The following is a 25,480-nucleotide window of genomic DNA, read 5'->3' on the forward strand; positions in this document are numbered from 1 at the left end:
ATAGAAATGGATGTTGTGGACCTCAAGGTAGAACGAAAGCCCAAGCTGTGCGAGACGGTCGTCGCCGCGATCCGGGAACAGCTGCGCACCGGCATTATCCAGCCGGGGCAGAAGCTGCCGACCGAGGGCCAGTTGACGGGAGTCTTCGGCGTGAGCCGCACGGTTGTGCGCGAGGCGTTGGCGCAACTTGCGGCAGCGGGACTTGTCGAACCGCGCCAGGGAGCCGGCGTGTTCGCCACCGAGCAGATCAGCACTGTGCTCGGCGCGCTGGCATCCGAAATGGGAACGAAAGACTCCATCGCGCTGAACGTGCTGGAGGTGAGGCTGGCAATCGAGATCGAGTCTGCGGGCCTCGCGGCCGTGAGGCGCAATGCGGCGCAGGAGGCCGCGATCCAGGAGGCGCATTTCGAGTTCGGCAGGCTGCTGCGCAACGGCGATCCGACCGGGCCGGCCGATCTCGCCTTTCACCGCGCCATCGCCAGCGCCACGAACAATCCCTTCTATGTCGAGATGCTCGATGTGCTCGGACGCCGGGCAATTCCCTGTGACGTGACCTCGCCGTGGTCCACCGAAACGACGCAGTCCGAAACCTACCAGCAGGGATTGCAGCGCGAGCATCTGACGATCCTGACGGCGATTTCGAATGGTGATGCCGATGCGGCGCGCGACGCCATGCGGGCGCATCTTTCTTCCAGCCAGCAGCGATACCAGGAACGCTTGCAGGAGCGCCGAACCATGCCAGACGCGGGTTGAGCCCGTTTCTTCAATCCAACCAGAGTTGCCCAACCAGAATTGCAGGAAATCATGACCCAGCCTACCACCGACTATTCCATCCGTTTCGCTATCGACCCTTCCGCTGCTGCAGCCATGGGCACGGATGAGCTTCGGCACAATTTCCATATCGGCGATCTGTTCCAGCCTGGCCAGGTGACGCTCACCTATACGCATTACGACCGGATGATCGTCGGCGGCGCAATGCCCGGATCGGCGCCGCTGGAGCTTCAGGCCATCAAGCCGACAGGAACCGCGAATTTCCTCGACCGCAGGGAATTGATCGTCGTCAATATTGGCGGCGCCGGCAGGATCGAGGCCGATGGCGCTTCATTCGAGCTCGCCGCTCGCGACATGCTTTATCTCGGCATGGGCGCGAAGGGTGTTTCGTTCGCGAGCAGCGATGCTGGAAACCCCGCCAAATTCTATCTGCTGAGCGCGCCGGCGCATCAGGCCTACCCGGCACGTCTCATCCGTATCGGCGATGCGAAGCGCATCGATCTCGGCAGCCGCGCGACATCCAATGAACGGTCGATCTTCCAGTTCATCCATGCGGATGGCGTCAAGACGTGCCAGCTCGTCGTGGGCATGACCCAGCTCGCCGAAGGCTCCGTCTGGAACACGATGCCCTGCCACATCCACGATCGCCGGATGGAGGCATATCTCTATTTCGACCTGTCGGAAACGGCGCGCGTCTTCCATTTCATGGGCGAGCCGGACGAGACACGCCATATCGTGGTGAAAAATGAAGAGGCGGTCCTTTCGCCGGGCTGGTCCATCCACTCAGGCTCCGGCACCGCAAACTACGCCTTCATCTGGGCCATGGCCGGAGACAATATAGACTATACCGATGTCGACGCGGTCGCCATCGAAGATCTTCGTTGAACCGCGGAGCATACGATATGAACCAAGCAATGTTCTGCCAGAGCGGCGACAGGCCATGGACACCTACGCTGGACGGGAATCGCCGACGCGTGCTGGTCCATACGGACGAGCTGATGATCGTCGAATTCGCCTTTGAGAAAGGCGGCGTCGGCGCCCTCCATTCCCATCCGCATGTGCAGGGAAGCTATGTGGCGGAGGGGAGTTTCGAGGTTACAATCGACGGCGTGACCGAAATTATCGGCGAAGGAGGCAGTTTTATCGTCCCTTCCAACCTCGTTCACGGCGTAAAAGCGCTTGAAAAGGGGCGTCTGGTCGACAGTTTCACGCCACACCGCGCGGATTTCATCAGCTGATTCAACTGTCGCCGGAAGAGATGGTTACATTTGCAACTATCTCTTCCGGCCTTAACCGCGACGACCTGTGCGACTAAACATGATTTCTCTTTTCATGTTTAGCTTTTGCCCCTATGTAGCCAGTCTCCAGGGGCTCATATGCACCGCTTGCAGATGTTTCCCGATTATTCATTGCGGTCGGCAGAGACATTGAATCAACGATCAATCATCACGCGGCGGTCTTTGCTCGCCATGTCGGCAGGCTTCATCCTGTCACCGCGTTTGTCATATGCCGCAGAAGGCCCGAGGCTCGCCGCCATCGATTGGGCGATGCTCGAAACGGCATTCGCCCTCGGAGCCCATATTGTCGCCGGCACGGAGATCAAGCAGTTCCGCCGCACCTCGGTCGAACCGGCTCTACCGACGGATTTTATCGATCTCGGTTTGCGCGGCTCCCCGAATTTCGAGCTGTTACGGTTCATTCAGCCGGATTTCATCCTGAGTTCGCCATTTTATGCGCAGCACGGGGCGAAATTCTCGCAGATCGCGCCAGTGATCTCGCTCCCCTTCTACGTTGCCGGCGAGCCACCGTTCGAAAAGACGCTGGAAGCGGTGCGCAATCTCGGCGCGAAGCTGGCGCTGGCCGATCGCGCGGAACAGGTGGTCGCCGAGGCAGAACGCAACCTGGCGCGCTATCGGGCAGAGCTCGGGCGCAAGGCGGCGCGACCGATCTATGTGATCAATATTGGCGATGGGCGTCATTTTCGCGCTTTCGGGGCCGATAGTCTGTTCGGCAATATCATGGTCCGGCTGGGACTGACCAATGCGTGGCAGGGAGCCACGGAGTTCAGTTTCGCGGCGCCGGTCCCGATAGAACGGCTGGCGGAGATGCCGGAGGCGCAGATCGTTATCGTCTCCGAAATTCCCGTCGAAGCGAGGTCGACCCTGCGCAGCAGCGTGCTGTGGAACGCGCTTCCTGCCGTGCGTCGGAACCGGGTGCTGCAACTGGAAAATGTCGGGCCCTATGGCGGGGTCATCGCCGGCATGCGGTTTGCGCGGCTGCTGCACAAGGCCCTGACGGAGGCGACGGAATGAACGCTGCACTTCGCCCCCGCAATCTTGTCGCGATCATCGCGGCAGCCATGCTGGCGTCTGCCCTGTCGGCCTATAATATCGCCCGCTATGCACCTGCGACAGGCTTTCCCGCCTGGCCGTTCGATCCGGCGTCGATGTCGCTCGATCAGATCATCATCGCCTATGGCCTGCTTCCGCGCGCCGCTGTCGCCCTTCTTTGCGGCGCGTGTCTCGGCCTTTCCGGAGCCCTGCTGCAGCGGCTGCTGCGCAATCCCATCGCGGAACCGGCGACGCTCGGCATTTCGTCGGGCGCGCAATTGGCCATAGTGGCGGCGACGCTGTTTGCTCCCGGGCTCGTCGATGGCGGCCGGCAGGGCGTTGCATTCGGCGGCGCCGCGCTTGCGGCCCTTATCGTCGTCGGGTTGAGCTGGCGGCGCGGGCTCGACCCGATCGCCATGATCATCGGCGGTCTCCTCGTCGGCATAACGGCGAGCGCAATCTCTGCCGCGCTGGTGCTGGCACAGGGCGAGTACCTCATGTCGCTCGTTTCGTGGAACGGCGGCGCGCTGAGCCAGCAGGATTGGTCCACATCGAGAAACCTCCTGCTGCAGTTCTTCGCCGGGGCACTGGCAGCGGCCGTTCTGACGAAACCGCTGACGATACTCGGCCTCGACGACAGCAGTGCCAGGCGGCTGGGACTGAGCATCAATCTCATCCGGTTCGCCGTCATCGCCATTGCCGTATGGCTCGCAGCTTCGGTCGCCGCGGCCGTCGGCCTCGTCAGCTTCATCGGCCTTGCCGCGCCCGCCTTCGCCAGGCTTGCCGGCGTCCGCAAGGCGTCGTCGGTGCTGCTGCTCGCTCCGGTGTACGGCGCCTTGCTGCTGCTGCTTGCCGATGGCGTCGTCCAGCTGCTCAGCTCCTCGACGGGAGAGACCTTCCCCACCGGCGCGGTGACGGCGCTGCTCGGCGGGCCGCTGCTGCTCTTTCTCCTGCCGCGGCTGAAATTGCGCGAACTTCCAAGGCAGACGCCGACTATCGACAGAGTGAAGATCAGGCGGCCCTGGCGCGTCGTAGCGATCCTCTTCGCCGTGGTGCCGCTCCTCGTCTTCCTGATGCTGACGACGGGCCGCGCCCCGGCTGGTTGGGTCTTCTCGGTCGGCGACGTCTTCCATGAGCTCCTGCCATGGCGGTGGCCGCGGCTCGCCGCTGCCGGTGCAGCCGGTGCCCTGCTTGCCGTGGCGGGAACCATCATGCAGCGGATCACCGGCAATGCCATGGCGAGCCCCGAGGTCATGGGCGTCAGCGGCGGCGCCGGCGTGGGTTTTGCAGCGGTGCTGTACCTCGTTGAAGCGCCGGGTCCGCTCGAATTCCTCATCGGGTCGATCGCCGGTTCGCTCACGGTGCTGGCGATCGTCGTCGGCTATGTGCTGCGAAAGAGCCTGCCGCCAGATCGCCTGCTGCTCGCGGGCATTGCCATAAGCTCTTTTGCAACCGCCATCCTCTCGCTGCTGATCGCAACGGGGAATCCGCGCTCCTGGCAGATATTGATCTGGATCAGCGGCACTGCGCTTTCGGTCACGGCCGAACAATCCGTGGTGCTGATGGTCCTTGCCGGCCTCGTATTGGCGGGCGGGCTGTCCTGCCTTCGCTGGCTCGAGATCCTGCCGCTCGGCGAAGCCGTGCCCTCGGCGCTCGGCATGTCGGCCCGGAGGACGCGCATCATGTTGTTCTGCCTCGCCGCCGTCGCCACGGCCGCCGCGTCCATGCTCGTCGGCCCACTGAGCTTCGTCGGCCTGATGGCTCCCCACATGGCGCGGATGGCAGGCTTCCGCCGCGCGCCCAGCCATCTCGTCGCTGCCTGCCTCATCGGCACAATTCTCATGCTCGTCGCCGATTGGGCGGCGCGCACCGTGACTTTCCCCTACGAGCAGCCGCTGGGGATATTCGCCTCGCTCATCGGCGCGCCCTATCTTCTCTGGCTCATCGGGCGGGAAAAGCCATGATCCACGCTAATCCTCGCCCGGATCGTCCTGCCTGCGCAGAAACCCGACATAGAGGCTGGCACCAGCCAGCAAGGCGGCAAGGCCGAACCAGGTAAAGATATAGACCAGATGGTTGTTCGGGAATGATATGCGGGTCAGCCCGCCGACCGGCCAGCGGCCTGGATTTGGCGTTGCATCGGCGTCGATGAAATAGGGCGCCAGGTTCGATATGTTGCGCTGCTCGCCTATCGCCGCGACGTCGCGGGAATACCAGCGGTCGGAAGCCGGATCGTTGGAGCGAAGCAGCGTCCCTCCGGGTTCTGATATCCGCAAAAGGCCCGTGACGCGCGCGGGCGCCGTCCCCAGCGCCTCCGGACGCGAGGCAGGGCTGTGTTTCTCCGTCGGCACGAAACCGCGATTGACAAGGACGGCAGTGCCGTCATCGAGTATCAGCGGGGTGATCACCCAGGCTCCGGCGCCAAGCTCCGTTGCCGCATAGACCAGGGTCTCCTTGTCATGCAGAAAGGTGCCCGTCGCCGTGACGTGCCGATATTCGCTGTTGGCGGCCGTCACGTTCGGCCATTCCGATCGTGGCGGTGGCGGCAAAGCAGGCGCGTTGACACGTGCCTCGACGCGGGAAATCAGATCGAGTTTCCACGCCCGCCGCTCGATCTGCCACATGCCGAGGGCGACGAGGACTGCGATCGTCAGAACGACCGCGACGCCGACAAGAACCCTCTTCAACAGGGAGCCCCGTCTCCCGGCGGCGTTGGTCATGGTGTTATCCGTTGCCGCGAAACTGTTGTGTCATGGCATGTTTCTCATCATCTCCGGGCTCATCGGCATCATGTTGGAGTTGAGATGGTGCATGACCCAGAGCGAACCCGACAGCGCAATGGCGACGATGACGATGGTGAAGATCAGCGCCATCATGGTCCAGCCGCCCTCCGACTCCATGTTCATGTGAAGGAAATAGATCATGTGAACGACGATCTGGACTACGGCGAAGGCCATGATGAAGAAGGCGGTCAGCGTGGGATTGTCGAAGACATTGCCCATGACCAGCCAGAATGGCACTGCCGTCAGGATGACGGACAGCACGAAGCCGGTGATATAGCCCTTGAAGCTGCCGTGCCCGGCCTCATGGCCGAGGCTGTGGCCATGATGGGTGTCAGAGGCGCTTTCGTGTGACTTTGGTTGCTGGCTCATCCGAGGACTCCCATCAGGTAGACGAAGGAAAAGACGCCGATCCAGACGACGTCGAGGAAATGCCAGAACATGGAAAGGCACATGAGGCGGCGGCGGTTTGCGGGAATGAGGCCGTGTATCGAAACCTGCACCATGAGTGTTGCCAGCCAGACAAGGCCGAAGGTGACATGCAGGCCGTGCGTTCCGACGAGCGTGAAGAACGACGAGAGGAATGCACTGCGCGACGGTCCCGCGCCCTCATGGATCAGGTGGATGAACTCATAAAGTTCGAGGCCGATGAAGATCGCGCCGAAAACGCCCGTTATCGCCAGCCAGACAAGCGTCGATTTCTGGCGTCCCCGCTCCATTTCCAGCATGGCAAAGCCATAGGTGATCGAGGAGAAGAGAAGCATCGCCGTGTTGATGGCGACGAGCTGAAGATCGAACAGGTCGGCCGGCGAGGGGCCTGCCGCATAGTTCCGCCCGAGCACCGCATGGGTGGCGAAGAGCACGGCGAAGATGAGGCAATCGCTCATCAGATAGAGCCAGAAGCCGATCATCGTGCTTTCTTCGGGATGGTGCTCCTCCCGCAGATAGAATTCCGGCTTTTCCATTTCCTGGACGTTGGTATCGCTCATGTCACACCTGCCCGGCAAGCAGCGTCGTGCGCTTGTTCTCTGTCTCGATCACTTCTTCGACGGGAATGTAGAAGTCGCGCTTGTAGTTGAAGGTATGGCCGATCGCCACCGCGAGCATCGCGATGAACGATACCGCCGCCAGCCACCAGATATACCAGATGATGGCGAAGGCCAGCACGACGCTGATCCCGCCGAGGATGATGCCGGCGCCGGTATTCTTCGGCATGTGGATGGGCAGGAATCCTTCCGTCGGGCGTTCATAGCCGCGCTTCTTCATGTCCCACCAGGAATCATGGTCATGCACTACCGGCGTGAAGGCGAAATTGTAATCCGGCGGCGGCGAGGAAGTCGCCCATTCCAGCGTCCGCCCATCCCATGGATCGCCGGTGAGATCGAGCAACTCGTTGCGGCGGCGGAAGCTGACGAACAGCTGGATGAGGAAGGACAGGATGCCGATGCCGATCAGGAGTGCGCCAAAGGCGGCGATGACGAACCAGATCTGCAGCGAGGGGTCCTCGAACTGGCTCACGCGCCGCGTGACGCCCATCAGCCCCAGGACATAGAGCGGCATGAAGGCGAAATAGAAGCCGGTCAGCCAGAACCAGAACGACATCTTGCCCCAGAACGGATCTAGCTTGAAGCCGAATGCCTTCGGGAACCAGTAGACGACGCCGGCCATGAGCCCGAACACGACGCCGCCAATGATGACATTGTGAAAATGGGCGATGAGGAAGAGGCTGTTATGCAGCACGAAATCCGCCGGTGGAACTGCGAGCAGGACGCCGGTCATGCCGCCGATCACGAAGGTGACCATGAAGCCGATCGTCCACAGCATGGGCACTTCGAAGCGGATGCGGCCGCGATACATGGTGAAGAGCCAGTTGAACATCTTGGCGCCGGTCGGAATCGATATGATCATCGTGGTGATGCCGAAGAACGAGTTCACGCTGGCGCCCGAGCCCATCGTGAAGAAATGGTGCAGCCAGACGATATAGGACAGGATCGTGATGACCACGGTGGCGTAGACCATGGAGGCGTAGCCGAAGAGCCGCTTGCCGCAGAAGGTCGCGACGACTTCCGAGAAGATGCCGAAGGCGGGGAGGATGAGGATATAGACCTCCGGATGGCCCCAGATCCAGATGAGGTTCACATACATCATCGGGTTGCCGCCGAGATCGTTGGTGAAGAAGTTCGTGCCGACATAGCGGTCGAGCGAGAGCAGCGCCAGCGTTGCGGTGAGTACCGGAAAGGACGCCACGATCAGGACGTTGGTGCAGAGCGACGTCCAGGTGAATACCGGCATCTTCATCATGGTCATGCCCGGCGCGCGCATCTTCAGGATGGTGGCGATCAGATTGATGCCGGAGAGGGTGGTGCCGACGCCGGCCACCTGCAAGCCCCATATGTAGTAATCCACGCCGACCCCGGCACTGTAGTCGGCCCCCGAGAGCGGTGGATAGGCAAGCCAGCCGGTGCGTGCGAACTCGCCGACGAACAATGAGATCATGATGATGACCGCGCCGGCCGCTGTCATCCAGAAGCTGAAATTGTTGAGGAACGGGAACGAAACGTCGCGCGCGCCGATCTGCAGCGGCACGACGAGGTTCATCAGGCCCGTGACGAACGGCATGGCCATGAAGAAGATCATAATCACGCCATGCGCCGTGAACACCTGGTCGTAATGGTGCGGCGGCAGGTAACCTTCAGCGCCATTGAAGGCGATGGCCTGTTGAATGCGCATCATGACCGCATCCGAAAAGCCGCGCAGAAGCATGATCAGCGCCAGGATGATGTACATGATGCCGATCTTCTTGTGATCGACGCTGGTCAGCCATTCGTGCCAGAGATAGCCCCACTTCTTGTAATAGGTGATCAGTGCAAACAGAGCCGCGCCGCCAAGCGCAACGGCGATGAAGGTCGCGACCAGGATTGGCTCGTGATAGGGAATGGCCTCGAGGGTCAAGCGCCCGAAGACGAACCTCAGAAGATCAGAATCGAAAGACATGGCATAAACCGTTCTTTTTTGTCGACGCGAGCGTCAGGTCAATTGTGCAACTGGTTGGGGACATGGGACCCATCGTGAGGCTGGCTGTCCGTCGGCTTTTCCTCGTCCCGCGGCGCCGTCCCGCTGGCAGGGAAGGTCGCAGCCGTTCCCCCATCCTTGGCATGGCGGTTGTCATATTCGAGCCGTGCGCGATTCTCGGCGCTTTCCTTGCCGCCGCCGCCCATCATGTCGATATGCATCATCTCGTTCATGCACATCTTGCCCGGTGCGGCGCACATGTTCAGGATCGCCTCATAGAGGCCGGGATCCGTCGAAGCGAAATAGCGCACCGGTTCCTTTTCGCTCGGTTTTTCCAGTTTCAGATAGGCGTCGCGGTTGAGCGCCGTGCCGCGCGACTTGGCATTGGCCAGCCATTGGTCGAAATCCTCCTTCGACAGGCCATGGAACTTGAAACGCATGTGGGAGAAGCCGTCGCCGCTGTAATTGGCGGAGAACCCGTCATATTCGCCCGGCTTGTTGATGACGGCGTGCAGCTTGGTCTCCATTCCGGGCATGGCGTAAATCTGCCCGGCAAGCGCTGGAATGTAGAACGAGTTCATGACGGACGAGGAGGTGATGCGGAAATTGATCGGCACATCCACGGGAGCCGCGAGCTCGTTGACCGTGGCAATGCCCTGGTCGGGATAGAAGAAGAGCCATTTCCAGTCGAGCGCCACTACCTGCACGGTGATAGGCTTCACATCGGCCGGCACCGGCCTTGCCGCATCGAGCCTGTCGAGCGGCCGATATGGGTCGAGCTTGTGCGTGCTTATCCAGGTGACCGCGCCCAACGCTATGATGATCGCGAGCGGCGCGGACCAGATCACGACTTCGAGCCGCAGTGAGTGGTGCCAGTCGGGATCATATTTCGCAGTCGTGTTCGAGCGGCGATAGTGCCAGGCGAAGAACAATGTCAGCAAGATCACCGGGATGATGATGATAAGCATCAATATCGTCGAGATGACGATGAGATCGCGCTGCTGCGTGGCTATGTCGCCGGAAGGCGACATGACGACCATATTGCACCCGCTGAGATACAGCGCCGGCAACAATAGGATCAGAAGACGGATTAGTTTCACTGGATATTGCACGTCCGTGGCTTCCTGTTTAACGCAGATTTCGCTCTAACCACGAAATCCTGCAGGATGAATATTCGCCTCCCGGGATAGCGGTTCATCACCGCCTATGTGGCCATTATGAGGGCATCAGCGGATATTTGTCCGCTGATCCGCAGCGGCATATTGCTGCGGTTCCTTCAAAAGCACTGTCCTTATCTTCGAAATGGCTTCCTCCGCGCTCGTTCCATAAGGAATTAGTCCCTTCAACCGCCCATCGGCGCCGATCATGAGCAGCGCCATGGTATGGCTCATATGATAATCGCCGTCCTCGGCCGGTTCCTTCCTGGCATAGACCCGCCAGCCATCGATGACCTTGCGCATTTCGGCCGGATCGCCGGTAACGCCTCTGATGCGATCCGAGAACGCTGTCACATAGCCATGCAGCACCTCCTGCGTGTCTCGTTCCGGATCGACCGAGAAGAAGTACGTTTTCAGGTCCTTGCCCTCCGGCCCGAGCTGCTGAAGCCAGGCGGATAGTTCGAACAGCGTTGTGGGGCAGACCTCGGGGCAGCGCGTATAGCCGAAATAGGCGAGCATCGGCCGGCCGTGAAAGACGGATTTGTCCACCTTGGCGCCCGTGTCGTCGACAAGCGTGAAGGCCGCGTTGAAAGGGCCGCTGGTTTCGCCCGGCAGCCACCGGCTCAACAATGGAGCAGAGAGCAGGCACAGGCCGAGAAAGGCAAAGGAGAAGAGGACCGTTGCGGAACTGCGCTTCATGACAGCGCCTCCGCTTCACGGCTGCGTTTCGCCGCAGCTGCAATGAGGGAACGAGCGATCGTTGAATTCAAACCAAGACGAATGACGCCAATGTTACGCATGCGAACATGCCTCCATAAACGGGAAGACAACAGGAGAATTGTACTTCCGCCGAGAACCGATCTGAACAGCCGTGCTGTCCAGCACTAATCCCAAGTCTATGAATTCAATGCAGGCGGTGCGCGTGGCCCCGTATTGGGTGACAACGGCCAGGGCATTATCGTAGCGGTTGGCCACGTAGTCAATTCTGCCGGCCCGAAAATGCCCCGGGGCTTCCAGACTGAAACAGGTTCGGGCGGCAGCATGCCACTGCTTATCCGGCAAGCTTCGCATTTGCGCTTGAAATGCGCTTCGGCCTGCCAGTCCGAAGGATCATCCGTCGTGCAGATCACCGGTACGCTGCCGTCCGGCAAGGCGTAGAGTGCCAGTTCCTCGGGAGAGAGCCCTTCGCGGGCCTGCGCCGGCTTTCCGTGGGCGAAACCGATGGTCAACAGGCCGACTGCGCAAATGATGCGCACCGCCAATTGCAACCGGTTTATCCACTCGAACGTCACGCTATTCTCCTTGCATCGACCACGCTGCTGATAGCGCCCATTTCGATCATGCTCAATGCGACAAAATATGCCTGTAATACTCAAGTTTTCTGTCTAGCAGCGATGAACCGTGGCGTAAAGGCGCAAGCGGAGCTTCAGGCGAAATTTTCAGAGATTCTCCTAAGTTGCCGATTTTGCGGGATAAAGTCGGTGGCAACGCCCAATCGCGGCCGTTGCCGATCTGGGGCTGGTGCGGCAGAATGGCAGGGCAGGAGCCGCTACATTTGGCCGCGCGGAAGTTCTGGAGATCAGAGCGCGATGGTTGAGTATACGGGCGCCGACGGCTATTGTCTTTCCTTGCCAGCAGAGCCGCTTTGCGAAACAATGCGGTGCGGCGCAGTGGCCGATTTGAGGAAATGCCATGTCCAGTACCGTCCATTATGGGCCATCATCATCGACAATGGAGCGGGACGCGCGTCAGATCCATGACGACAAGCCCGTTTCACCGGGCAGTATCGCCATCGGCGTGGTAATCGGGAGAGCGTCGGAGTTCTTCGACTTCTTCGTCTACGGCCTGGCTTCGGTACTCGTTTTTCCACGGCTGTTCTTCCCGTTCGAACCGGACAGGCTGACGGCCACGCTCTATTCCTTCATGGTGTTCTCGCTGGCCTTCCTCGCACGGCCGGTCGGTTCTCTGGTCTTCATGACGGTCGACCGCTGGTATGGCCGTGGCACCAAGCTTACCATTGCGCTCTTTCTCCTCGGCGGCTCGACTGCCTCGATCAGCTTTCTCCCGAGCTATGACAGTATCGGAGTCTGGGCGATCTATCTTCTCGCGCTTTTCCGCCTGGGACAGGGCTTTGCACTTGGCGGGGCCTGGGATGGGCTTGCCTCCCTGCTTGCCCTCAACGCACCGCAGCAGCGACGTGGCTGGTACGCGATGATACCGCAGCTTGGCGCGCCGATCGGCTTTGCGCTGGCAAGCGGCCTTTTCGCGTTCTTCGTCGGCAATCTGTCGGACCAGGACTTTCTCAGCTGGGGCTGGCGCTACCCGTTTTTCGTTGCCTTCGCCATCAATGTCGTAGCGCTTTTCGCGCGCTTGCGGCTGGTGACGACGAAGGAGTTCGGCAATCTGCTGGAGCGCGAGGAACTGAAGGCAGCGCCGGTGCTGCAGGTGCTGCGCATCCATGGCCGCGATATCATCCTTGGCGCCTTCGTTCCCTTGGCGAGTTTCGCCATGTTCCATATCGTGACGATATTCCCGTTGAGCTGGGTGACGCTGTTCAGCCAGCAATCGACGGGCGAGTTCCTGACCGTGCAGATTGCCGGCGCGGCGCTCGGGGTTGTCGGCATCGTATCCTCCGGCCTGCTTGCGGATCGGATCGGCCGGCGCAACCAACTTGCCATCGGCGGCGCGATCATCGCGATATTCAGTTTCGTCGGCCCCTATCTTCTCGAGGCCGGAACAGCGGGGCAGGACGCCTTCGTCATCATCGGCTTTGGTATTCTGGGCCTGTCGTTCGGCCAGGCCTCCGGCGCGGTATCGTCGCGTTTCGGCCGCGGCTATCGCTATACGGGGGCGGCGTTCACGTCCGATCTGTCATGGCTTGTCGGAGCTGGATTCGCGCCCTTGGTGGCGCTGTTCCTCTCCAGCCGGTTCGGGATTGCGTTCAGCGGCTACTACCTGCTCTCCGGCGCGCTGTGCACGCTGGCCGCCATCAGCCTGAGCAAGGCTCTGGAAACGCACGACTGACGCAAGCGGGGTCGCAGCAAAAATGCGCGACCGTTTTCCGGTGGGCTTCTGTCCACCGTCGCCGCGGCGATACCGTCAATTCAAATGGCTTGATCTAGATGGAGATACCGCCGCAAAGGCCGGTGACAAGGATAGCCATGGCTACCACGATACCAAGTGCCGAGAGGTAGCGTATCGGGCATGACGCGCAGGACCACGCAGCATCGTCGTCCTCTTCGATATCATCATAACCCGAAAAATCACTCATCACGACTCCGTTCCGCCCAACAAATTCGTATGGTCGGTATCATTGACGCATAAAACATTTGTGACAAGAGCTTAATCGAACGGCAGAGCCAAAAAACAGGCATTCTTTACCAAATTCGCTTGGGATAACGTGAAATTCTGCCGCCGGAGGCGCCCGAATTGGTGCGCAGGACCGTCAATCGGCCTCCGGCATGGACAATATCTCCCTGAGGCAAGCCTTGCATGTGCCCCGCCTGCAATTATGATCGTGCGCGAAAGACAATGGAGAAAACATATGGATCTTGGCATCAGGGGCCGGCGGGCGATCGTATGCGCCAGTTCGAAGGGACTTGGGCGCGGCGTCGCGGAAAAGCTCGCGGAGGCCGGCGTCGATCTGACGCTGAACGCACGAACTGAATCGACATTGCGGGCGACGGCCGACGAGATCGCACGGAAGTACAATGTCAAGGTGCAGATCGTCGCCGAAGACGTCACCACCGAGGCGGGGCGGCTGGCGCTGCTGAAGGCCGAGCCTGAGCCCGATATTCTCATCAACAATGCGGGTGGACCGCCGCCCGGCGCGTGGTCGGACTGGGGCGAGGCGGAATGGACGTCGGCGCTGAACAACAACATGTTGACGCCGATCTTCCTGATGAACGCCATCCTGCCGGGCATGATTGCGCGGAAATGGGGCAGGGTGGTCAACATCACCTCCAGTTCGGTCAAGGCGCCGATAGCGCAACTTGGCCTGTCGAACTCCGCCCGGGCGGGCCTGACTGGTTTCGTCGCGGGAACGGCACGCCAGGTAGCCAGGCATGGCGTGATCATCAACAATCTCCTGCCGGGCTCGCATGATACTGACAGGACCAAGGGCTTTCTGGAGAAAGCCGCCGCAACGCAGAATATTTCCGTCGAGGAGGCCCGTGCGGAAGCCTATCGGAAGAATCCTGCGGGCCGCTACGGTACATCGGAAGAATTCGGGGCGGCGGCAGCCTTCCTCTGCAGCCAATATTCAGGCTTCATCGTCGGCCAGAACATCCTGCTCGACGGCGGTGCCTACAATTCCACCATGGGATGATACTTCCCGGCAGTGGAAAATGTCCCTGACCGCGGCGGCATCCGACCGCCGCGGTCATTTCTCGATTACTTGATGATTCTCGCGATCTTGCGCGTCGCCGGCTCACCAAGCACTGTCTGGCCATCGACAATGACGTAGCGATCATTGACTTCCGGTACGTCAAGCGTGTGCAACTCGGCCGTCTCGGGCAAGGTCGAGCCAACGGCAATACAATTTCCACGTGCAAGTTCTGCAACTGGAGTTGACTTTCCTCCCGCCGATCATGATCCTCCGTCGCTTGACGCAAGATCAAAGGGGACTGAAATGAAGTTCAAGCTGAAGTTCCGGCCGCTGGCCGTTGCCGCCATAATCGGTTCGATGGCGATTGGCGCATCGCTGGCGATCGCACAGACGCCGGCATTCTTCCGCATCGGCACTGGTGGAACGGCCGGAACCTACTACCCGATAGGCGGGCTTATCGCCAACGCGATCTCAGGCTCCGGCGACAAGGGCGTGCCGGGATTGGTTGCCACGGCCGTGTCTTCCAACGGCTCCGTTGCGAACATCAATGCGATCAAGGGCGGCAGCCTTGAATCCGGCATGACGCAGTCGGATGTGGCCTATTGGGCCCATAGCGGCACGGGTCTCTACGAGGGCAAGGGCAAGGTCGACGATCTTCGCCTGATCGCAACGCTCTATCCGGAAACGATTCATCTGGTGGCGCGCAAGGGTGCCAACATCAAGTCCGTCGCCGATTTGAAGGGCAAGCGCGTTTCGCTCGACGAGCCTGGTTCGGGCACGATCGTGGATGCGAAGATCGTCCTCGCCGCCTATGGCTTGACGGAAGACGACGTTCAGGCCGAGCATCTGAAGCCGGGACCGGCAGGCGAGCGCCTGCGCGACGGCGCGCTCGACGCCTATTTCTTCGTGGGCGGTTATCCCACCGGCGCCATTTCGGAACTTGCCACCTCCAGCGGCATTTCGCTGGTGCCCATCACCGGTCCGGAAGCCGAGAAGCTGCTCAAGGATTACAGCTTCTTCGCCAAGGACGTCGTGCCGGCCGACACCTACCAGGGGGTTGCGGAAACGCCGACCATTTCCGTGGCGGCCCAATGGGTTACGAGCGCGAAGCAGCCGGAGGAGCTGGTCTACAACATCACCAAGGTGATGTGGAACGACGCCACGCGCGCTGCGCTGGATGCCGGTCACGCCAAGGGCAAGTTGATCACCCTGAAAAACGCGACCACCGGATTGGGCATTCCGCTCCATCCCGGGGCCGAGCGCTTCTACAAGGAAGCCGGTGTTCTGAAATAGCAGCGGCAGCTGCCGTCGCCATTGTGAAACGCGGCCCTTTGGCCGCGTTTCCTGCTGGATTGGCATCTGGCTGGATTGGTATTTGAAAGAATGGAGTTCTGATGAGCGACTCATCGACCGACAAACCCATATCCCCGATGGAACTCGATGAAGCGAAAGCGCGCGAGCTTGAGGAGAAATTCGATTCGGAGATACGGTTCCGCCCGCTTTCGCCAAAGATCGGCTGGGTCGTCGGGGCATTGCTGGTCACGCTCTCGATATTCCACTACTACACCGCAGGCTTCGGCCTGCTGTCGGAGATGGTTCATCGCGGGATCCATCTGTCATTCGTCCTCGGTCTGGTATTCCTGGTCTTTCCGTTCTCGCGCAAGGGCTATGACCAGCCCGCTACGGCCTCGCTGCTGAGACCGTTCGGCATATCCATCCTCGACTGGCTGCTCGCGCTGGGCGCCGTCGTTGCGGTTCTCCATGTTCCGCTCATACCTCTGGACGAACTGGCCTTCCGCGTTGGCAACCCGACACAGACGGATGTCGTCCTTGGAAGCATCCTCGTCATTGTGCTCCTGGAGGCGACGCGGCGCTCGGTGGGCTGGCCCCTGCCAATCATTGCCATCCTTTTCATGGCCTATGGTATTTTCGGGCAGTCGATGCCCGGCATCCTCGTTCATCCGGGCGCAACGGTTTCGCAGCTCATCGATCATCTTTATCTTACCACCCAGGGCATATATGGCATCGCCCTCGGCGTCGTCGCGACCTATGTCTTCCATTTCGTGCTTTTCGGCGTGTTCGCGACACGGATTGGCCTCGGGCAATTGTTCCTCGATTGCGCCGCCTGGGTAGCCGGGCGCTATGCCGGTGGTCCGGCCAAGGTGTCGATCTTCGGCTCGGCGCTGTTCGGCATGATATCCGGTTCGTCCGTCGCCAATACGGTCACTGTCGGCTCGCTGACCATTCCGGCCATGATCCGGCTCGGCTACAAGCGCCATTTCGCGGCGGCCGTAGAATCGGCCTCGTCGACCGGCGGCCAGATCACGCCACCCATCATGGGCGCGGCTGCCTTCCTGATGATCGAGTTCCTCGATCTGCCCTATACGACGATCATACTGGCCGCCATCGTCCCCGCATTCATGCATTTCTTCGGCGTTCTGGTGCAGGTTCATTTCGAAGCCAAGCGTTCCGGCCTGCGTGGAATGACGCCCGAGGAGATGCCGGACCTCAAGGAAGCCTTCAAGCGCGATTGGCCGACGGTCATTCCGCTCATCGTCCTCGTGGGAATATTGCTGGCCGGCTACACGCCATACCTCGCTGCGTTCTGGGGCATCACCCTTTGCGTGCTCGTGGGATTGTTCAATCCACGCAAGCGCATGACGATCATGGAAGTGTTCGATTCGCTGCGCGATGGCGCCAAATACGCTCTGGCGGTCGGCGCTGCCGCCGCCACCGTCGGCATTGTCGTCGGCGTGGTGACATTGACCGGCGTCGGGTTCAAGATCTCCTTCATCGTGACATCGACTGCCGCCGAGATGGCGACCTGGTTCGGCTCGATATTGCCAAGCATGCTGTTTGCTCCGCAGACGCTGACCTTGCTTTTCACGCTGATCATGACGGGCATCGTCTGCATTCTGATGGGCTGCGGCATCCCGACGACAGCGAACTACATCATCATGGCCACTATCGCCGCGCCAGCGCTTGGACTGCTCGGTGTCGAGCCGATCGTGGCCCATTTCTTCGTGTTCTATTACGGTGTTCTCGCCGATATCACCCCGCCTGTCGCGCTCGCCGCCTATGCTGCCGCCGGCATGGCGGGAGCCGATCCGTTCAAGACGGGCAATACCGCGTTCCGGCTTGGCCTCGGCAAGGTTCTGGTGCCGTTCGTCTTCGTCTTCTCGCCATCATTGCTGCTCGTCACCCAAAATTTCACATGGAGCGCCTTCTTGACCGCTTTCATAGGCTGTGTGCTTGGAATCACGTTCCTTGGCGCGGCGCTGTCGGGATATATGCTGGTGCGCACGCGTGTATGGGAACAGGTGCTGCTGGTGGTCGGGGCAATATTGCTCGTCGTGCCGGAGTTCTATTCGTCGCTTGCCGGGGTGATTCTGGTTGTGCCGGTGCTGGTACGCCAATTGAAGGCGATGAGGGCAGGTACCTTGGCGGGCGGTGTTTCGGTCTAATGTGAGGCCCGCTGGCGTTTGACCTTGTCCAGTTCCAGCGCGCGGGTCAGATCGGCTGCAAGTTCGGCGATGGCCTTCAAGACCTCGCCTTTCTCCCAACCGACGATACAGGCGTCGCCAAAGAGAACGATGAAACGAGCTTCGAGCGCCAGTTTGCAGCCCTTCAGCCGGGCGGTCTCGTCCAGGTAGCTTTGCGGTGGAGAGATTGGAATCATCATGTTCTCTCTTTCGGTCAGGGTATGTTCAATCGCGCGCAAGCCCGTGGAACAACCGGAGGGTCAGGATCGACAACGGCCAGAGCGCTCTTGTCTGGCTGGCGGTAGCGGGTAGGGAACGGGCAACAGATAACAAGGTCGCTGGCGCATGTCCGGTTGGGGACACGATCGTCACTCGAGCGGCAACGGCAGGCAAGGGCGAGGTTCATGCCGCGCCGGTGTGGCAGCGAACGCGACGGCAGGTGAAAACCCTGTCGTGGCAAGCGCAAGCAAACTGTGGATCATGGCTCCCCCCAAAGATCATGCCGCAACTCGGTCGATAGCGTACAAAGATAAAGCCAACTCACTATGAATGTCGAATGGAATTGAGGGGAAACCCTCAAAAAACAACTTCAATAATGCTTCAAGATTAATTGCAAATCGGGCGTTTTTTCGCGCACTCAGGCGCAAGACGGCAGCTTGGAGGCGAGTAGCCCTTCAGGAGACGTTGTAGACGGCTATGAAATGGATCGTCGCTGCGAGAACGACGAAGCCGTGCCAGATTGCCGTATTGAAGGGGATGCGCTCGAAGACGTGAAAGATCACACCCGCGGAATAGACCAGGCCGCCGGCGACGATCAACCATAATACCTCCGGCGCCAGCCGCTCGGCCAATACCGGATAGGCAAGGACGCCGCTCCAGCCGAGAGCGAGGTAGAACACGATCGACAATGCCACCATATTGTCGGGCCTGATCAGTTTCAGCACGACGCCGACTAGCGCACTTGCCCAGACGGCCGCCATCAAGGTCCACAGCTGGCACTGCGCAAAGAACGGCGTATAGGTGCCGGCAATCAGCAGGTAGATCGCCGAATGATCCCAGCGCCGCAATTGCATCTTGATCGGCGTGGCCGGCCACATGTTGTAGGCGGCCGAGATACCCAGCGACAGCAGCAGCGTCACAGCATAAATGATCGCCGGTGCTGGGCCCAGCTGGTTCGACCCCGAGAGGAGCACCACAGCGCCTGTCAAACCCAGGAGGACCCCGACGATATGCAGCACGCAATCCGCCCGATATTCGGCGACCGAATATTGGCGGATGGCCGCTGTGGGAGCCCCTGGTGAGTTCAAGCCGTAGTCTCCTGCATTACCCGCAATGGGCTATCCGGTATAATGTCCGTGTCGGCTCTGCGGTTCAACCCGCAGTGTCGTTATTTGCCGATGACCTGTTCATGCGCCGAAAATAATGCTCGGCGTGCTGATAAAGGTTCTCGGCTTCCGAATGGTTTCCAGCGACGACCTGCTGTTCTGCCTGGGCCAGGTACTTCTCATAGTTCCTTCTGGCATTGTCGTCGTTGGAGCGGTTATCCGATTGTCTCGGGGTTCTGGTCTGTCTGTTTTTCATCTGGTTCTCAATCGATCTGCTGCGCGACGATCTCGCGCATTTCCTCACGCGTGAACAATGGCTTGTCAGTTGATCGTCCGACCTGCACGGCATTCTTCAGGTTCTTGGGCTTCAGGTTCTTGGGCTTCAGGTTCTTGGGCTTCAGATTCGTGGGCTGCAAATTCGAGGGCCTCGGATGTGAAGTCTTCAAATGAGCCGGCGCCGCGCGCCATGTGTCCTTGGCAGAAATCTGCCGGTTGTTTTCATTATATGTATTGTACATGTTGGTCCCTTGGCACGTTGATCCGTGCATTGTTTCTTCTTTGTGGAAAGTGAGTTCTGAGTCATGCTCTGGCGCAAAACGCGCAATCGGAGCAAATGACGGAAGAATTCCCGATCTACGGGGTGCCGGAATGTGCATCGGCTTCTCATAGATAGGGCTGTTGATGGCTACTTGCAAGCCAGGCAGCGGAATAATGTTTTTGCCCGGTCGAGCAGCGTCGAGCTAGTGTGGTGGAATTGAAATACGCCTGACTATGGCGGCAGGGGCCGGAGCGTATTTCAATTCCGAAAACCACACTAGAAGCATAAGGTCACTAGGTACGTCCGCCGACTTCATCGATATGCTCGAGCAGATCCGCCGGATCGTCATAGACCCGGAATGCACCGGATTCGCGCAATTCCTCCGGACCATAGCCGCCGCTGAGCAACCCGACGCCGAGCGCACGGCATCGCACCGCGGCCAGCATGTCCCAGATACTGTCGCCGACGACGACTGCAGTGTCGATCGGCGCGTCGAGACGCGCGGCAGCCGCGAGAAACAGGTCGGGATCGGGCTTGGCATATTTGACCATGTCGCGTGTGACGACCGGGGACTTCTGCGGATCCACGCCGAGTGCGGCAAGATTGACCGCCGCGGTCTCCATGCGTCCGCTCGTGGCGATCGCCCAGGGAATGCCTGCCGCGGATAGCCAATCGAGCAGTTCCGATGCGCCGGGCAGGGGGCGGATATTGCTGGACTGGCGCTGATAGGCGGCGGCATGCGCCTGTCGCAGCCGTTCGACGCGCTCGGCGCTGAATTCCATGCCCGTCTCGCGCAGCAACTGATTGGTGAACAGTCCGCCGCTCATGCCGATCTTGCGGTGGATGCGCCAGACCGAAAGGTCGATGCCCTCGCTGTCGAGGGCTTCCTTCCAGGCAAGCACGTGCTGGTAGACGCTGTCGACCAATGTGCCGTCGAGATCGAATAGGAATACGGGCTGGATGCGCATCGAATTGCTCCTGCTGCGATCATGGACCCTGGCATGTGACCACAGTCGGAAAGCGAGGACAAGGCTTCCGGCCATAGTGGACGCTCTGGTCAGGTGACGGTGTCTTTTTCGATGGCGGTATCGCGGCTCTGCTCCTGGAGCTGTTCCAGAAGATATTGTCTCCCGCGGTTCACCCGGCTGCGAATCGTACCCAATGGGCAGCCCATGGCTTCCGCCGCTTCCTCATAGGAGGAGCCCATGACGCAGACCAGCATCAGGGCCTCGCGGAATTCGGGCGCCAGGCGGTGGAGCGCGTCCTGGAGCTCGTGCCCGCGCAAGGTCCATTCCTGCGTCGGAGCGACCGGTATTGCCTGATCGCCAACATCTCCTTCAAACCCCGTGGCCTCGCGCACGCGGCGCTTGTAGTTGGTATTGTGGGCATTGCGCATTATGGTGAAGAGCCAGGATTTCAGTTTCGTTCCCGGCGTGAATTGATGAAGCGAGGCATAAGCCTTCATCAGCGTTTCCTGTACAAGATCGTCAGCTCTGTCCGCTTCCTTGTGAAAGCTCCGAGCGAATAATCGCAAGGCAGGGATCGCCTGCACGATCTCTTCCCTGACGCTAAGCCCCTCGGAACCCGTCTCCGGTGCCTGCTCTCGAAAAGCCATCGATTAACTCCCTTCCGAAGCAAGGGAAATGGTTGAGGCTAGTTTGGGTTCCGAGTGCGAAGGACTTTTTCAGTTGCCGCCAAGAAGGGTCAAAACCGTACAGTCTTTCAGCGGGCGGAGGGGGCGAAAGTGATCAGCAGAACGGCAATGATCGCCAGCATCACGCCCGACATTTGCAGGAGGCTCAATCGTTCGCCATAGAAGCCGACCGCGATGATATTGATCGCTATGAGCTGAATGACGGCGGAGAGGCTGAATGCGATGCTCATGCCGAACTCCCGCACCAGCCGCAGCATGACGAGATTGCCGACCGAATAAAGAATGAGGGTTGCGACCAGCTTCCAGTTGCCGGGTGCCACGGCCCAGCTCTTGGCGAAACTCGCCGCTAGCAGAAACACAAAAGTCGATGCGGCGAGCAGCACCGATCCCACCAGAGTCATGCCGTGACCTCAGCCGAAATGGAGCGCAACTGCGCCGGTTCGGGCAACCTGCGGTGATTCTCGCCCTGCAACAAGCCGCGCCGGGGCGTTAAATATCGATGAGGGAGATGCCGAACTCTGCATTGCGCTTGCGCCGCAGCGTTGCCGGCGTCTCATGTACCGTGACCTCGAGGGTCGGGCGAACGAGACCGTCGAGGAAATGCCCGCCTCGCGTCGTGCCGTCCGACAGTCCAAGCACGGCATGGATGTGAAGTGCCGGCTTGCCGGTATCGTCCAGCGCGATGTCTCCGATTGCGCTAAGTACCTCGCATTGCTGGCGCACGGGAATTTCGTGATAGTGTTTCGTCTCCAGATCGAACCATCCGACCGTTGCATATTCGAAGGCGCCGATGGCGCTCAGCGATGCACTCTGAATATTCTGCTCCCTCGCAAAACGGCTGATCGCCTCGAATGCTTCTTCGCCCGCGTCGAGTATCAGGGCGAGCGAACGTGCTCCATCATTTTCCGCCAAGGTCTTGTGCTTCATCGTTTTTGATCCTTCGACTGAATGTGATTTCAACTCGGATGACAGATGAATTTCATCGGCCCGCTCACGCCGGTACCGACAAGGCTGACCTTCAGGGTCGTTCCGTCCTCAAGTGTCAAGGACGCGTCCGACGCATTGTCGAGCTTGCGCAGGTCGCTCGCATCAACGGCAACCAGCGTCCCGACGATATCTGCCTTCATGACATCGCCGCCACGTTCGATCCGGTAGCTGACTTCGATTTCTCCATCGCCATCGGACAATCTTCCCGTGCCGGCCTCTTCCGTAATGGTGCTCATGTTTCCTCCCTCGCCGCCGCCTGTTCTTCAACCGACAGATCGCGGTCTTGTTCCCTCGCGGTCACGATTTGGCGATGGAGCGCTCTTGACCATGCGCGGCTGTTGCAATTGAGTTCCCGTCATTGGTATTCTCCCTCGGCGGGGTCCTTGCGCTCATATCCGCGTCAACGATTTGCGTGCAGGCAGGTTGCCGGCCCTGCGCGGGACATGGCTGGCTGGTGGGTTGAGCGAGGAAATATGAGCGGCAATAAAAAGCCCGTCGCAGACGAACTTACGGCGGAGAATCTCGATCAGGCGTTCAAGGAACTGCGTGAATCCCTACTGAACGAGCCGATATCGGAGCCGACGCGGCAGCTTTGGGAGCAGCTCGAGGAAAAGCTCATCAGGCACGTCGAACAGCTCAAGATGAAAGTCGGTCAGACCAGGGCCTAGGGAGCCGCGAGCCGCCTCTCGCCGCTCCCGTGCAATGTCGGACTATTTGGCGAAACCCTGCTCGCAGAGGCGCTTCAGTTCTTCGGGTGCGATGCCTTCCAGCCCGAGTTCGGGCAAGAGATCATTGTCCGCCTTGAGATCTCGCCCGTAGGCGGCGGAGTAGATGGCCACCCCCGCCTCATGTAGCGAAGCAGGATGCCCGCTGATACGGCCAAGCAATGCTGTCGGCCAAAGGCCGAACGGCGCATCCTCGAGAATGTATCGGCTTTCGATTGTCGTGGGACCAAAGCCGCCACGGCCCTGGCGATGCATTTCCTGGTTCATTTCGGACACGGAAGCCATGGGCACGTGGAATGACAGCGAGAAATGCTCGTACACCGTCCGAACCTTCAGCCCGAAACTACCGGCGATCGCCAGCCGCTCCTCGTCCAGCGCCTCTATAAGACGGCCGACAGCCGGTGTGACATGCTCGCCCTGACCCCAGACCTCGCCCTTTTCCATTCGTGTCAGATTGAGCATCGCGATGCCGAGATGGTTCTGTGGATTGAGATTGCTGAGCGAGATCGCGAGCATGCCGTCGCGCTTGACGAAACGGTCGCCAAAAAGCTGCGTGCACAGCGTCCAACCCGCGTCGATCGCGCTGGCAGGCAGGGTCGCAACGTCCACTTTCTCCCGCACGGTGGCTACGTTCACCTCCGTAAGGCTCTTTTGCCTGCCGGTAGTCACCGTCGTGCCCCAGACGATGATCGGCAATTCCAACCCGCGGGCAGCCAGAAGCTTTGACAGATAAAGTGCGCCAAACGATGTGTGGGAACTGATGATGACCGGCTGCCCAGGGCGCAGATGTTCGATTGCTGCATCCATCACCGCCCTGTGGCCATAGGCGGGCAGGGCAATGAGCACGGCATCGGAAGTGGCAACCGCATCCTCGCAATCGCGCGCCGCGCCAACCTCGAACTCGCCTTCGATGGCCGATGTGGCCCGCAGCTTGTTGCCGACCGCGAGTTCGGCCGTTTTCGTGCCGGAGGGGGACCAGATGACCGGTGTATGACCCGCCCGTGCCAGATAGGCGGCACATCCGAAGGCGATCGCTCCGGCCCCAAGAATTCCAATGCGCATGACTTCTCCCGATTAACCATTTGAGACAACGACAGCGGATATGACCGGAAACCTGTCGAATCTGCTTGAATTTACATTTGTATTTTATGTTGGAGTTGTGTTCAATGAGCGATGAAGCACAGGGGCGATCGGCTGGCCTGTTGCACCGCGGCAGCGGGTTTTTGGCCGCAACGACCCGGCCGACGAGCCAAAGGGGAAGTGAGAGAGATATGAACGGATTGACGACAAACCGCCGTCAGGCACTGAAGCTCATGGGTGTTCTTGCGGCGCCGATGATTATCCGCCCACGGGCATCCTGGGCCCAGGGCAAAGTTCTGAACATCACGACCTATGACAAGTTCGTACCGCAGGAATTCATCGACAAGTTCCAGAGCGATACCGGTATCGAGGTGCGCATCCGCCTGACGGACGACCAGGGCAAGCAATATAATCTGCTGACCGCGGAAGGCTCCAATCCTTCGACGGATATCGTGACGGTGACGGGTCACAGGCTGACCCAGTTCATCAACTCCAATCTCCTCGCAGCGGTCGATACGGGCCGGTTGAAAAACTGGGGCAATCTCGCGCCGAGCTACAAGGACGCGCCGCAGCTGACCATCGATGGCAAGGTCTGGGGCGTGCCGCTCCTCGCAGGTTTCGAGGCACTGGCCCGAAACACCGAATATACGAAGGCCTCCGATAGCTGGAGCATCCTGTTCGATCCGGAATACAAATCCTACACATCCTATATCATCAGCGACTTTCTCTCGATCACGATGCGCTATCTTGGCAAGGACGGCGACTACGTCACTTACGAGGGCAAGCGCGAGGAAGCCCAGCAGGCGACCAACGAGGCGCGCGATTTCCTGATCAAGCACAAGGACATGGTGCGGAAATATTACGATGCAGGCTCGGAAATGCAGCAGATGTTCGTCAATGAGGACATCTATCTTGCGCAGACGTGGTCGGGCCCGACATCGAAGCTGATCATGGACGGGCATCCGATCGAGCTGTCCATACCGAAGGAAGGGACCTACGGCTTCCTCTATTCCTTCAATGTCGTCAACAATGCCCCGAATGCGGACAGCGCCTATCTCTTCCTCGATGCGATTCTCGCATCTCCGGAAATCGGTGCGGCGATGACGCGGCAATCGGGCTTTACCTCGACGTTCAATGGGGTAGATAAGGTTCTCAACGATCGCGAAAGAGCAGCGTCGACGCTGCCCGAAGAGCAGATCCAGCGCATCCAGTTCTTCAGTTCCGTCAATCGCGACATGAAGAACGAGCTTATCGACCGTGCCGTCGCCGAGATAAAAGCGGCCTGAGCGGCCGTGGCAGCGGAGACAGGTTG

General features: G+C 60.0%; 30 protein-coding genes. 11 read left to right on the plus strand and 19 right to left on the minus strand.

The genetic code is table 11. From position 1 onward, the window contains the following. Window positions 1–6 precede the first annotated feature (6 nt). The 5 genes from OSJ75_RS21220 (at window position 7) to fhuB (ending at window position 5,065) form a co-directional block, all read left to right on the plus strand. Window positions 7–753, plus strand: coding sequence for a FadR/GntR family transcriptional regulator (locus tag OSJ75_RS21220; RefSeq protein ID WP_250019304.1), 747 nt, complete (start codon window positions 7–9; stop codon window positions 751–753). Window positions 754–804: 51 nt separating this feature from the next. Next, on the plus strand, window positions 805–1,656 hold the full coding sequence (gene kduI, locus OSJ75_RS21225; protein WP_267229413.1) for a 5-dehydro-4-deoxy-D-glucuronate isomerase: 852 nt from the start codon (window positions 805–807) through the stop codon (window positions 1,654–1,656). A gap of 17 nt (window positions 1,657–1,673) precedes the next feature. Next, window positions 1,674–2,009, plus strand: coding sequence for a cupin domain-containing protein (locus OSJ75_RS21230; protein ID WP_267229414.1), 336 nt, complete (start codon window positions 1,674–1,676; stop codon window positions 2,007–2,009). Between the two features lie 231 nt (window positions 2,010–2,240). Beyond that, a complete protein-coding gene (locus tag OSJ75_RS21235; protein WP_267229466.1) occupies window positions 2,241–3,083 on the plus strand; it encodes an ABC transporter substrate-binding protein in 843 nt (280 codons plus the stop codon). Further along, window positions 3,080–5,065: a Fe(3+)-hydroxamate ABC transporter permease FhuB gene (gene fhuB / locus OSJ75_RS21240; RefSeq protein ID WP_267229415.1), complete on the plus strand. Its 1,986-nt coding sequence runs from the start codon at window positions 3,080–3,082 to the stop codon at window positions 5,063–5,065. The genes OSJ75_RS21235 and fhuB overlap by 4 nt, the downstream gene beginning before the upstream one ends. Before the next feature lie 6 nt (window positions 5,066–5,071). Here the strand turns inward: fhuB and OSJ75_RS21245 are convergent, their stop codons facing one another. The 7 genes from OSJ75_RS21245 to OSJ75_RS21275 all read right to left on the minus strand — a co-directional run bounded on the left by OSJ75_RS21245 (window position 5,072) and on the right by OSJ75_RS21275 (window position 11,426). Continuing rightward, complete coding sequence (locus tag OSJ75_RS21245; protein ID WP_267229416.1) at window positions 5,072–5,821, minus strand: SURF1 family protein; 750 nt, start codon at window positions 5,819–5,821, stop codon at window positions 5,072–5,074. Between the two features lie 30 nt (window positions 5,822–5,851). Next, entirely contained in the window at window positions 5,852–6,253 is a 402-nt protein-coding gene (gene cyoD / locus OSJ75_RS21250) for a cytochrome o ubiquinol oxidase subunit IV (RefSeq protein ID WP_250019309.1), read from the minus strand. Beyond that, window positions 6,250–6,870 (minus strand): cytochrome o ubiquinol oxidase subunit III, encoded by a 621-nt coding sequence (cyoC, locus tag OSJ75_RS21255; RefSeq protein ID WP_267229417.1) that lies wholly within the window; start codon window positions 6,868–6,870, stop codon window positions 6,250–6,252. Before cyoC ends, cyoD begins: the two co-directional genes overlap by 4 nt. Before the next feature lies 1 nt (window position 6,871). Further along, entirely contained in the window at window positions 6,872–8,875 is a 2,004-nt protein-coding gene (gene cyoB / locus OSJ75_RS21260) for a cytochrome o ubiquinol oxidase subunit I (protein ID WP_250019311.1), read from the minus strand. A 38-nt stretch (window positions 8,876–8,913) separates the two neighbouring features. Further along, window positions 8,914–9,933, minus strand: coding sequence for a ubiquinol oxidase subunit II (cyoA, locus tag OSJ75_RS21265; RefSeq protein ID WP_416362596.1), 1,020 nt, complete (start codon window positions 9,931–9,933; stop codon window positions 8,914–8,916). Between the two features lie 186 nt (window positions 9,934–10,119). Beyond that, complete coding sequence (locus OSJ75_RS21270) at window positions 10,120–10,749, minus strand: SCO family protein (protein WP_250019313.1); 630 nt, start codon at window positions 10,747–10,749, stop codon at window positions 10,120–10,122. A 197-nt stretch (window positions 10,750–10,946) separates the two neighbouring features. Beyond that, the gene (locus OSJ75_RS21275) at window positions 10,947–11,426 is read right to left on the minus strand and encodes a hypothetical protein (RefSeq protein ID WP_250019314.1); all 480 of its coding nucleotides are present in this window, start codon (window positions 11,424–11,426) and stop codon (window positions 10,947–10,949) included. Window positions 11,427–11,742: 316 nt separating this feature from the next. Here OSJ75_RS21275 and OSJ75_RS21280 point away from each other — a divergent pair, with 316 nt between their 5' ends. Then, window positions 11,743–13,074, plus strand: a complete 1,332-nt coding sequence (locus tag OSJ75_RS21280) for an MFS transporter (RefSeq protein ID WP_267229419.1) — start codon at window positions 11,743–11,745, stop codon at window positions 13,072–13,074. A 94-nt stretch (window positions 13,075–13,168) separates the two neighbouring features. Here the strand turns inward: OSJ75_RS21280 and OSJ75_RS21285 are convergent, their stop codons facing one another. After that, window positions 13,169–13,321, minus strand: coding sequence for a hypothetical protein (locus tag OSJ75_RS21285; RefSeq protein ID WP_250019316.1), 153 nt, complete (start codon window positions 13,319–13,321; stop codon window positions 13,169–13,171). 273 nt (window positions 13,322–13,594) lie between these two features. Here OSJ75_RS21285 and OSJ75_RS21290 point away from each other — a divergent pair, with 273 nt between their 5' ends. Beyond that, window positions 13,595–14,377: an SDR family oxidoreductase gene (locus OSJ75_RS21290; RefSeq protein WP_267229421.1), complete on the plus strand. Its 783-nt coding sequence runs from the start codon at window positions 13,595–13,597 to the stop codon at window positions 14,375–14,377. Between the two features lie 65 nt (window positions 14,378–14,442). On the opposite strand, the gene OSJ75_RS21295 is transcribed toward OSJ75_RS21290, so the two are convergent. After that, window positions 14,443–14,586 carry a DUF1236 domain-containing protein gene (locus tag OSJ75_RS21295; protein ID WP_267229467.1) on the minus strand — a complete coding sequence of 48 codons (144 nt, stop codon included), beginning with the start codon at window positions 14,584–14,586 and terminating at the stop codon, window positions 14,443–14,445. Window positions 14,587–14,680: 94 nt separating this feature from the next. Between OSJ75_RS21295 and OSJ75_RS21300 the strand changes: the two genes are divergently transcribed. Together OSJ75_RS21300 and OSJ75_RS21305 are read left to right on the plus strand one after the other, a co-directional pair. Next, complete coding sequence (locus OSJ75_RS21300) at window positions 14,681–15,670, plus strand: TAXI family TRAP transporter solute-binding subunit (RefSeq protein ID WP_250019319.1); 990 nt, start codon at window positions 14,681–14,683, stop codon at window positions 15,668–15,670. A gap of 101 nt (window positions 15,671–15,771) precedes the next feature. Further along, window positions 15,772–17,841: a TRAP transporter permease gene (locus OSJ75_RS21305; protein ID WP_267229422.1), complete on the plus strand. Its 2,070-nt coding sequence runs from the start codon at window positions 15,772–15,774 to the stop codon at window positions 17,839–17,841. Here OSJ75_RS21305 and OSJ75_RS21310 read toward each other — a convergent pair. From OSJ75_RS21310 to OSJ75_RS21350, 9 genes are all read right to left on the minus strand, one after another. Continuing rightward, on the minus strand, window positions 17,838–18,059 hold the full coding sequence (locus tag OSJ75_RS21310; protein ID WP_250019321.1) for a hypothetical protein: 222 nt from the start codon (window positions 18,057–18,059) through the stop codon (window positions 17,838–17,840). The two genes, OSJ75_RS21305 and OSJ75_RS21310, sit on opposite strands and share 4 nt — an antisense overlap. Window positions 18,060–18,533: 474 nt before the next feature. Beyond that, the gene (trhA, locus tag OSJ75_RS21315) at window positions 18,534–19,166 is read right to left on the minus strand and encodes a PAQR family membrane homeostasis protein TrhA (protein WP_267229423.1); all 633 of its coding nucleotides are present in this window, start codon (window positions 19,164–19,166) and stop codon (window positions 18,534–18,536) included. A gap of 64 nt (window positions 19,167–19,230) precedes the next feature. Continuing rightward, window positions 19,231–19,440 (minus strand): DUF4167 domain-containing protein, encoded by a 210-nt coding sequence (locus OSJ75_RS21320; RefSeq protein WP_250019323.1) that lies wholly within the window; start codon window positions 19,438–19,440, stop codon window positions 19,231–19,233. Window positions 19,441–19,447: 7 nt separating this feature from the next. Continuing rightward, entirely contained in the window at window positions 19,448–19,600 is a 153-nt protein-coding gene (locus OSJ75_RS21325; RefSeq protein ID WP_267229424.1) for a hypothetical protein, read from the minus strand. Between the two features lie 415 nt (window positions 19,601–20,015). After that, window positions 20,016–20,690: an HAD family hydrolase gene (locus OSJ75_RS21330; protein WP_267229426.1), complete on the minus strand. Its 675-nt coding sequence runs from the start codon at window positions 20,688–20,690 to the stop codon at window positions 20,016–20,018. A gap of 89 nt (window positions 20,691–20,779) precedes the next feature. Then, window positions 20,780–21,337 carry a sigma-70 family RNA polymerase sigma factor gene (locus tag OSJ75_RS21335; RefSeq protein ID WP_267229427.1) on the minus strand — a complete coding sequence of 186 codons (558 nt, stop codon included), beginning with the start codon at window positions 21,335–21,337 and terminating at the stop codon, window positions 20,780–20,782. A 107-nt stretch (window positions 21,338–21,444) separates the two neighbouring features. Next, window positions 21,445–21,777: a hypothetical protein gene (locus OSJ75_RS21340; protein ID WP_267229429.1), complete on the minus strand. Its 333-nt coding sequence runs from the start codon at window positions 21,775–21,777 to the stop codon at window positions 21,445–21,447. 88 nt (window positions 21,778–21,865) lie between these two features. Further along, entirely contained in the window at window positions 21,866–22,303 is a 438-nt protein-coding gene (locus tag OSJ75_RS21345; protein ID WP_250019328.1) for a PPC domain-containing DNA-binding protein, read from the minus strand. A gap of 29 nt (window positions 22,304–22,332) precedes the next feature. Further along, the gene (locus OSJ75_RS21350) at window positions 22,333–22,599 is read right to left on the minus strand and encodes a hypothetical protein (protein ID WP_267229430.1); all 267 of its coding nucleotides are present in this window, start codon (window positions 22,597–22,599) and stop codon (window positions 22,333–22,335) included. 237 nt (window positions 22,600–22,836) lie between these two features. On the opposite strand from OSJ75_RS21350, the gene OSJ75_RS21355 reads away from it, so the two are divergent. Next, entirely contained in the window at window positions 22,837–23,031 is a 195-nt protein-coding gene (locus OSJ75_RS21355; RefSeq protein ID WP_267229431.1) for a hypothetical protein, read from the plus strand. A gap of 42 nt (window positions 23,032–23,073) precedes the next feature. On the opposite strand, the gene OSJ75_RS21360 is transcribed toward OSJ75_RS21355, so the two are convergent. Next, entirely contained in the window at window positions 23,074–24,150 is a 1,077-nt protein-coding gene (locus OSJ75_RS21360) for an NAD/NADP-dependent octopine/nopaline dehydrogenase family protein (RefSeq protein WP_267229432.1), read from the minus strand. A gap of 209 nt (window positions 24,151–24,359) precedes the next feature. On the opposite strand from OSJ75_RS21360, the gene OSJ75_RS21365 reads away from it, so the two are divergent. Next, window positions 24,360–25,454, plus strand: coding sequence for an extracellular solute-binding protein (locus OSJ75_RS21365; RefSeq protein WP_250019332.1), 1,095 nt, complete (start codon window positions 24,360–24,362; stop codon window positions 25,452–25,454). Window positions 25,455–25,480 lie beyond the last annotated feature (26 nt).

The organism is Phyllobacterium sp. 0TCS1.6A (assembly GCF_026420825.1).
In the GTDB taxonomy this organism is placed as follows: domain Bacteria; phylum Pseudomonadota; class Alphaproteobacteria; order Rhizobiales; family Rhizobiaceae; genus Phyllobacterium.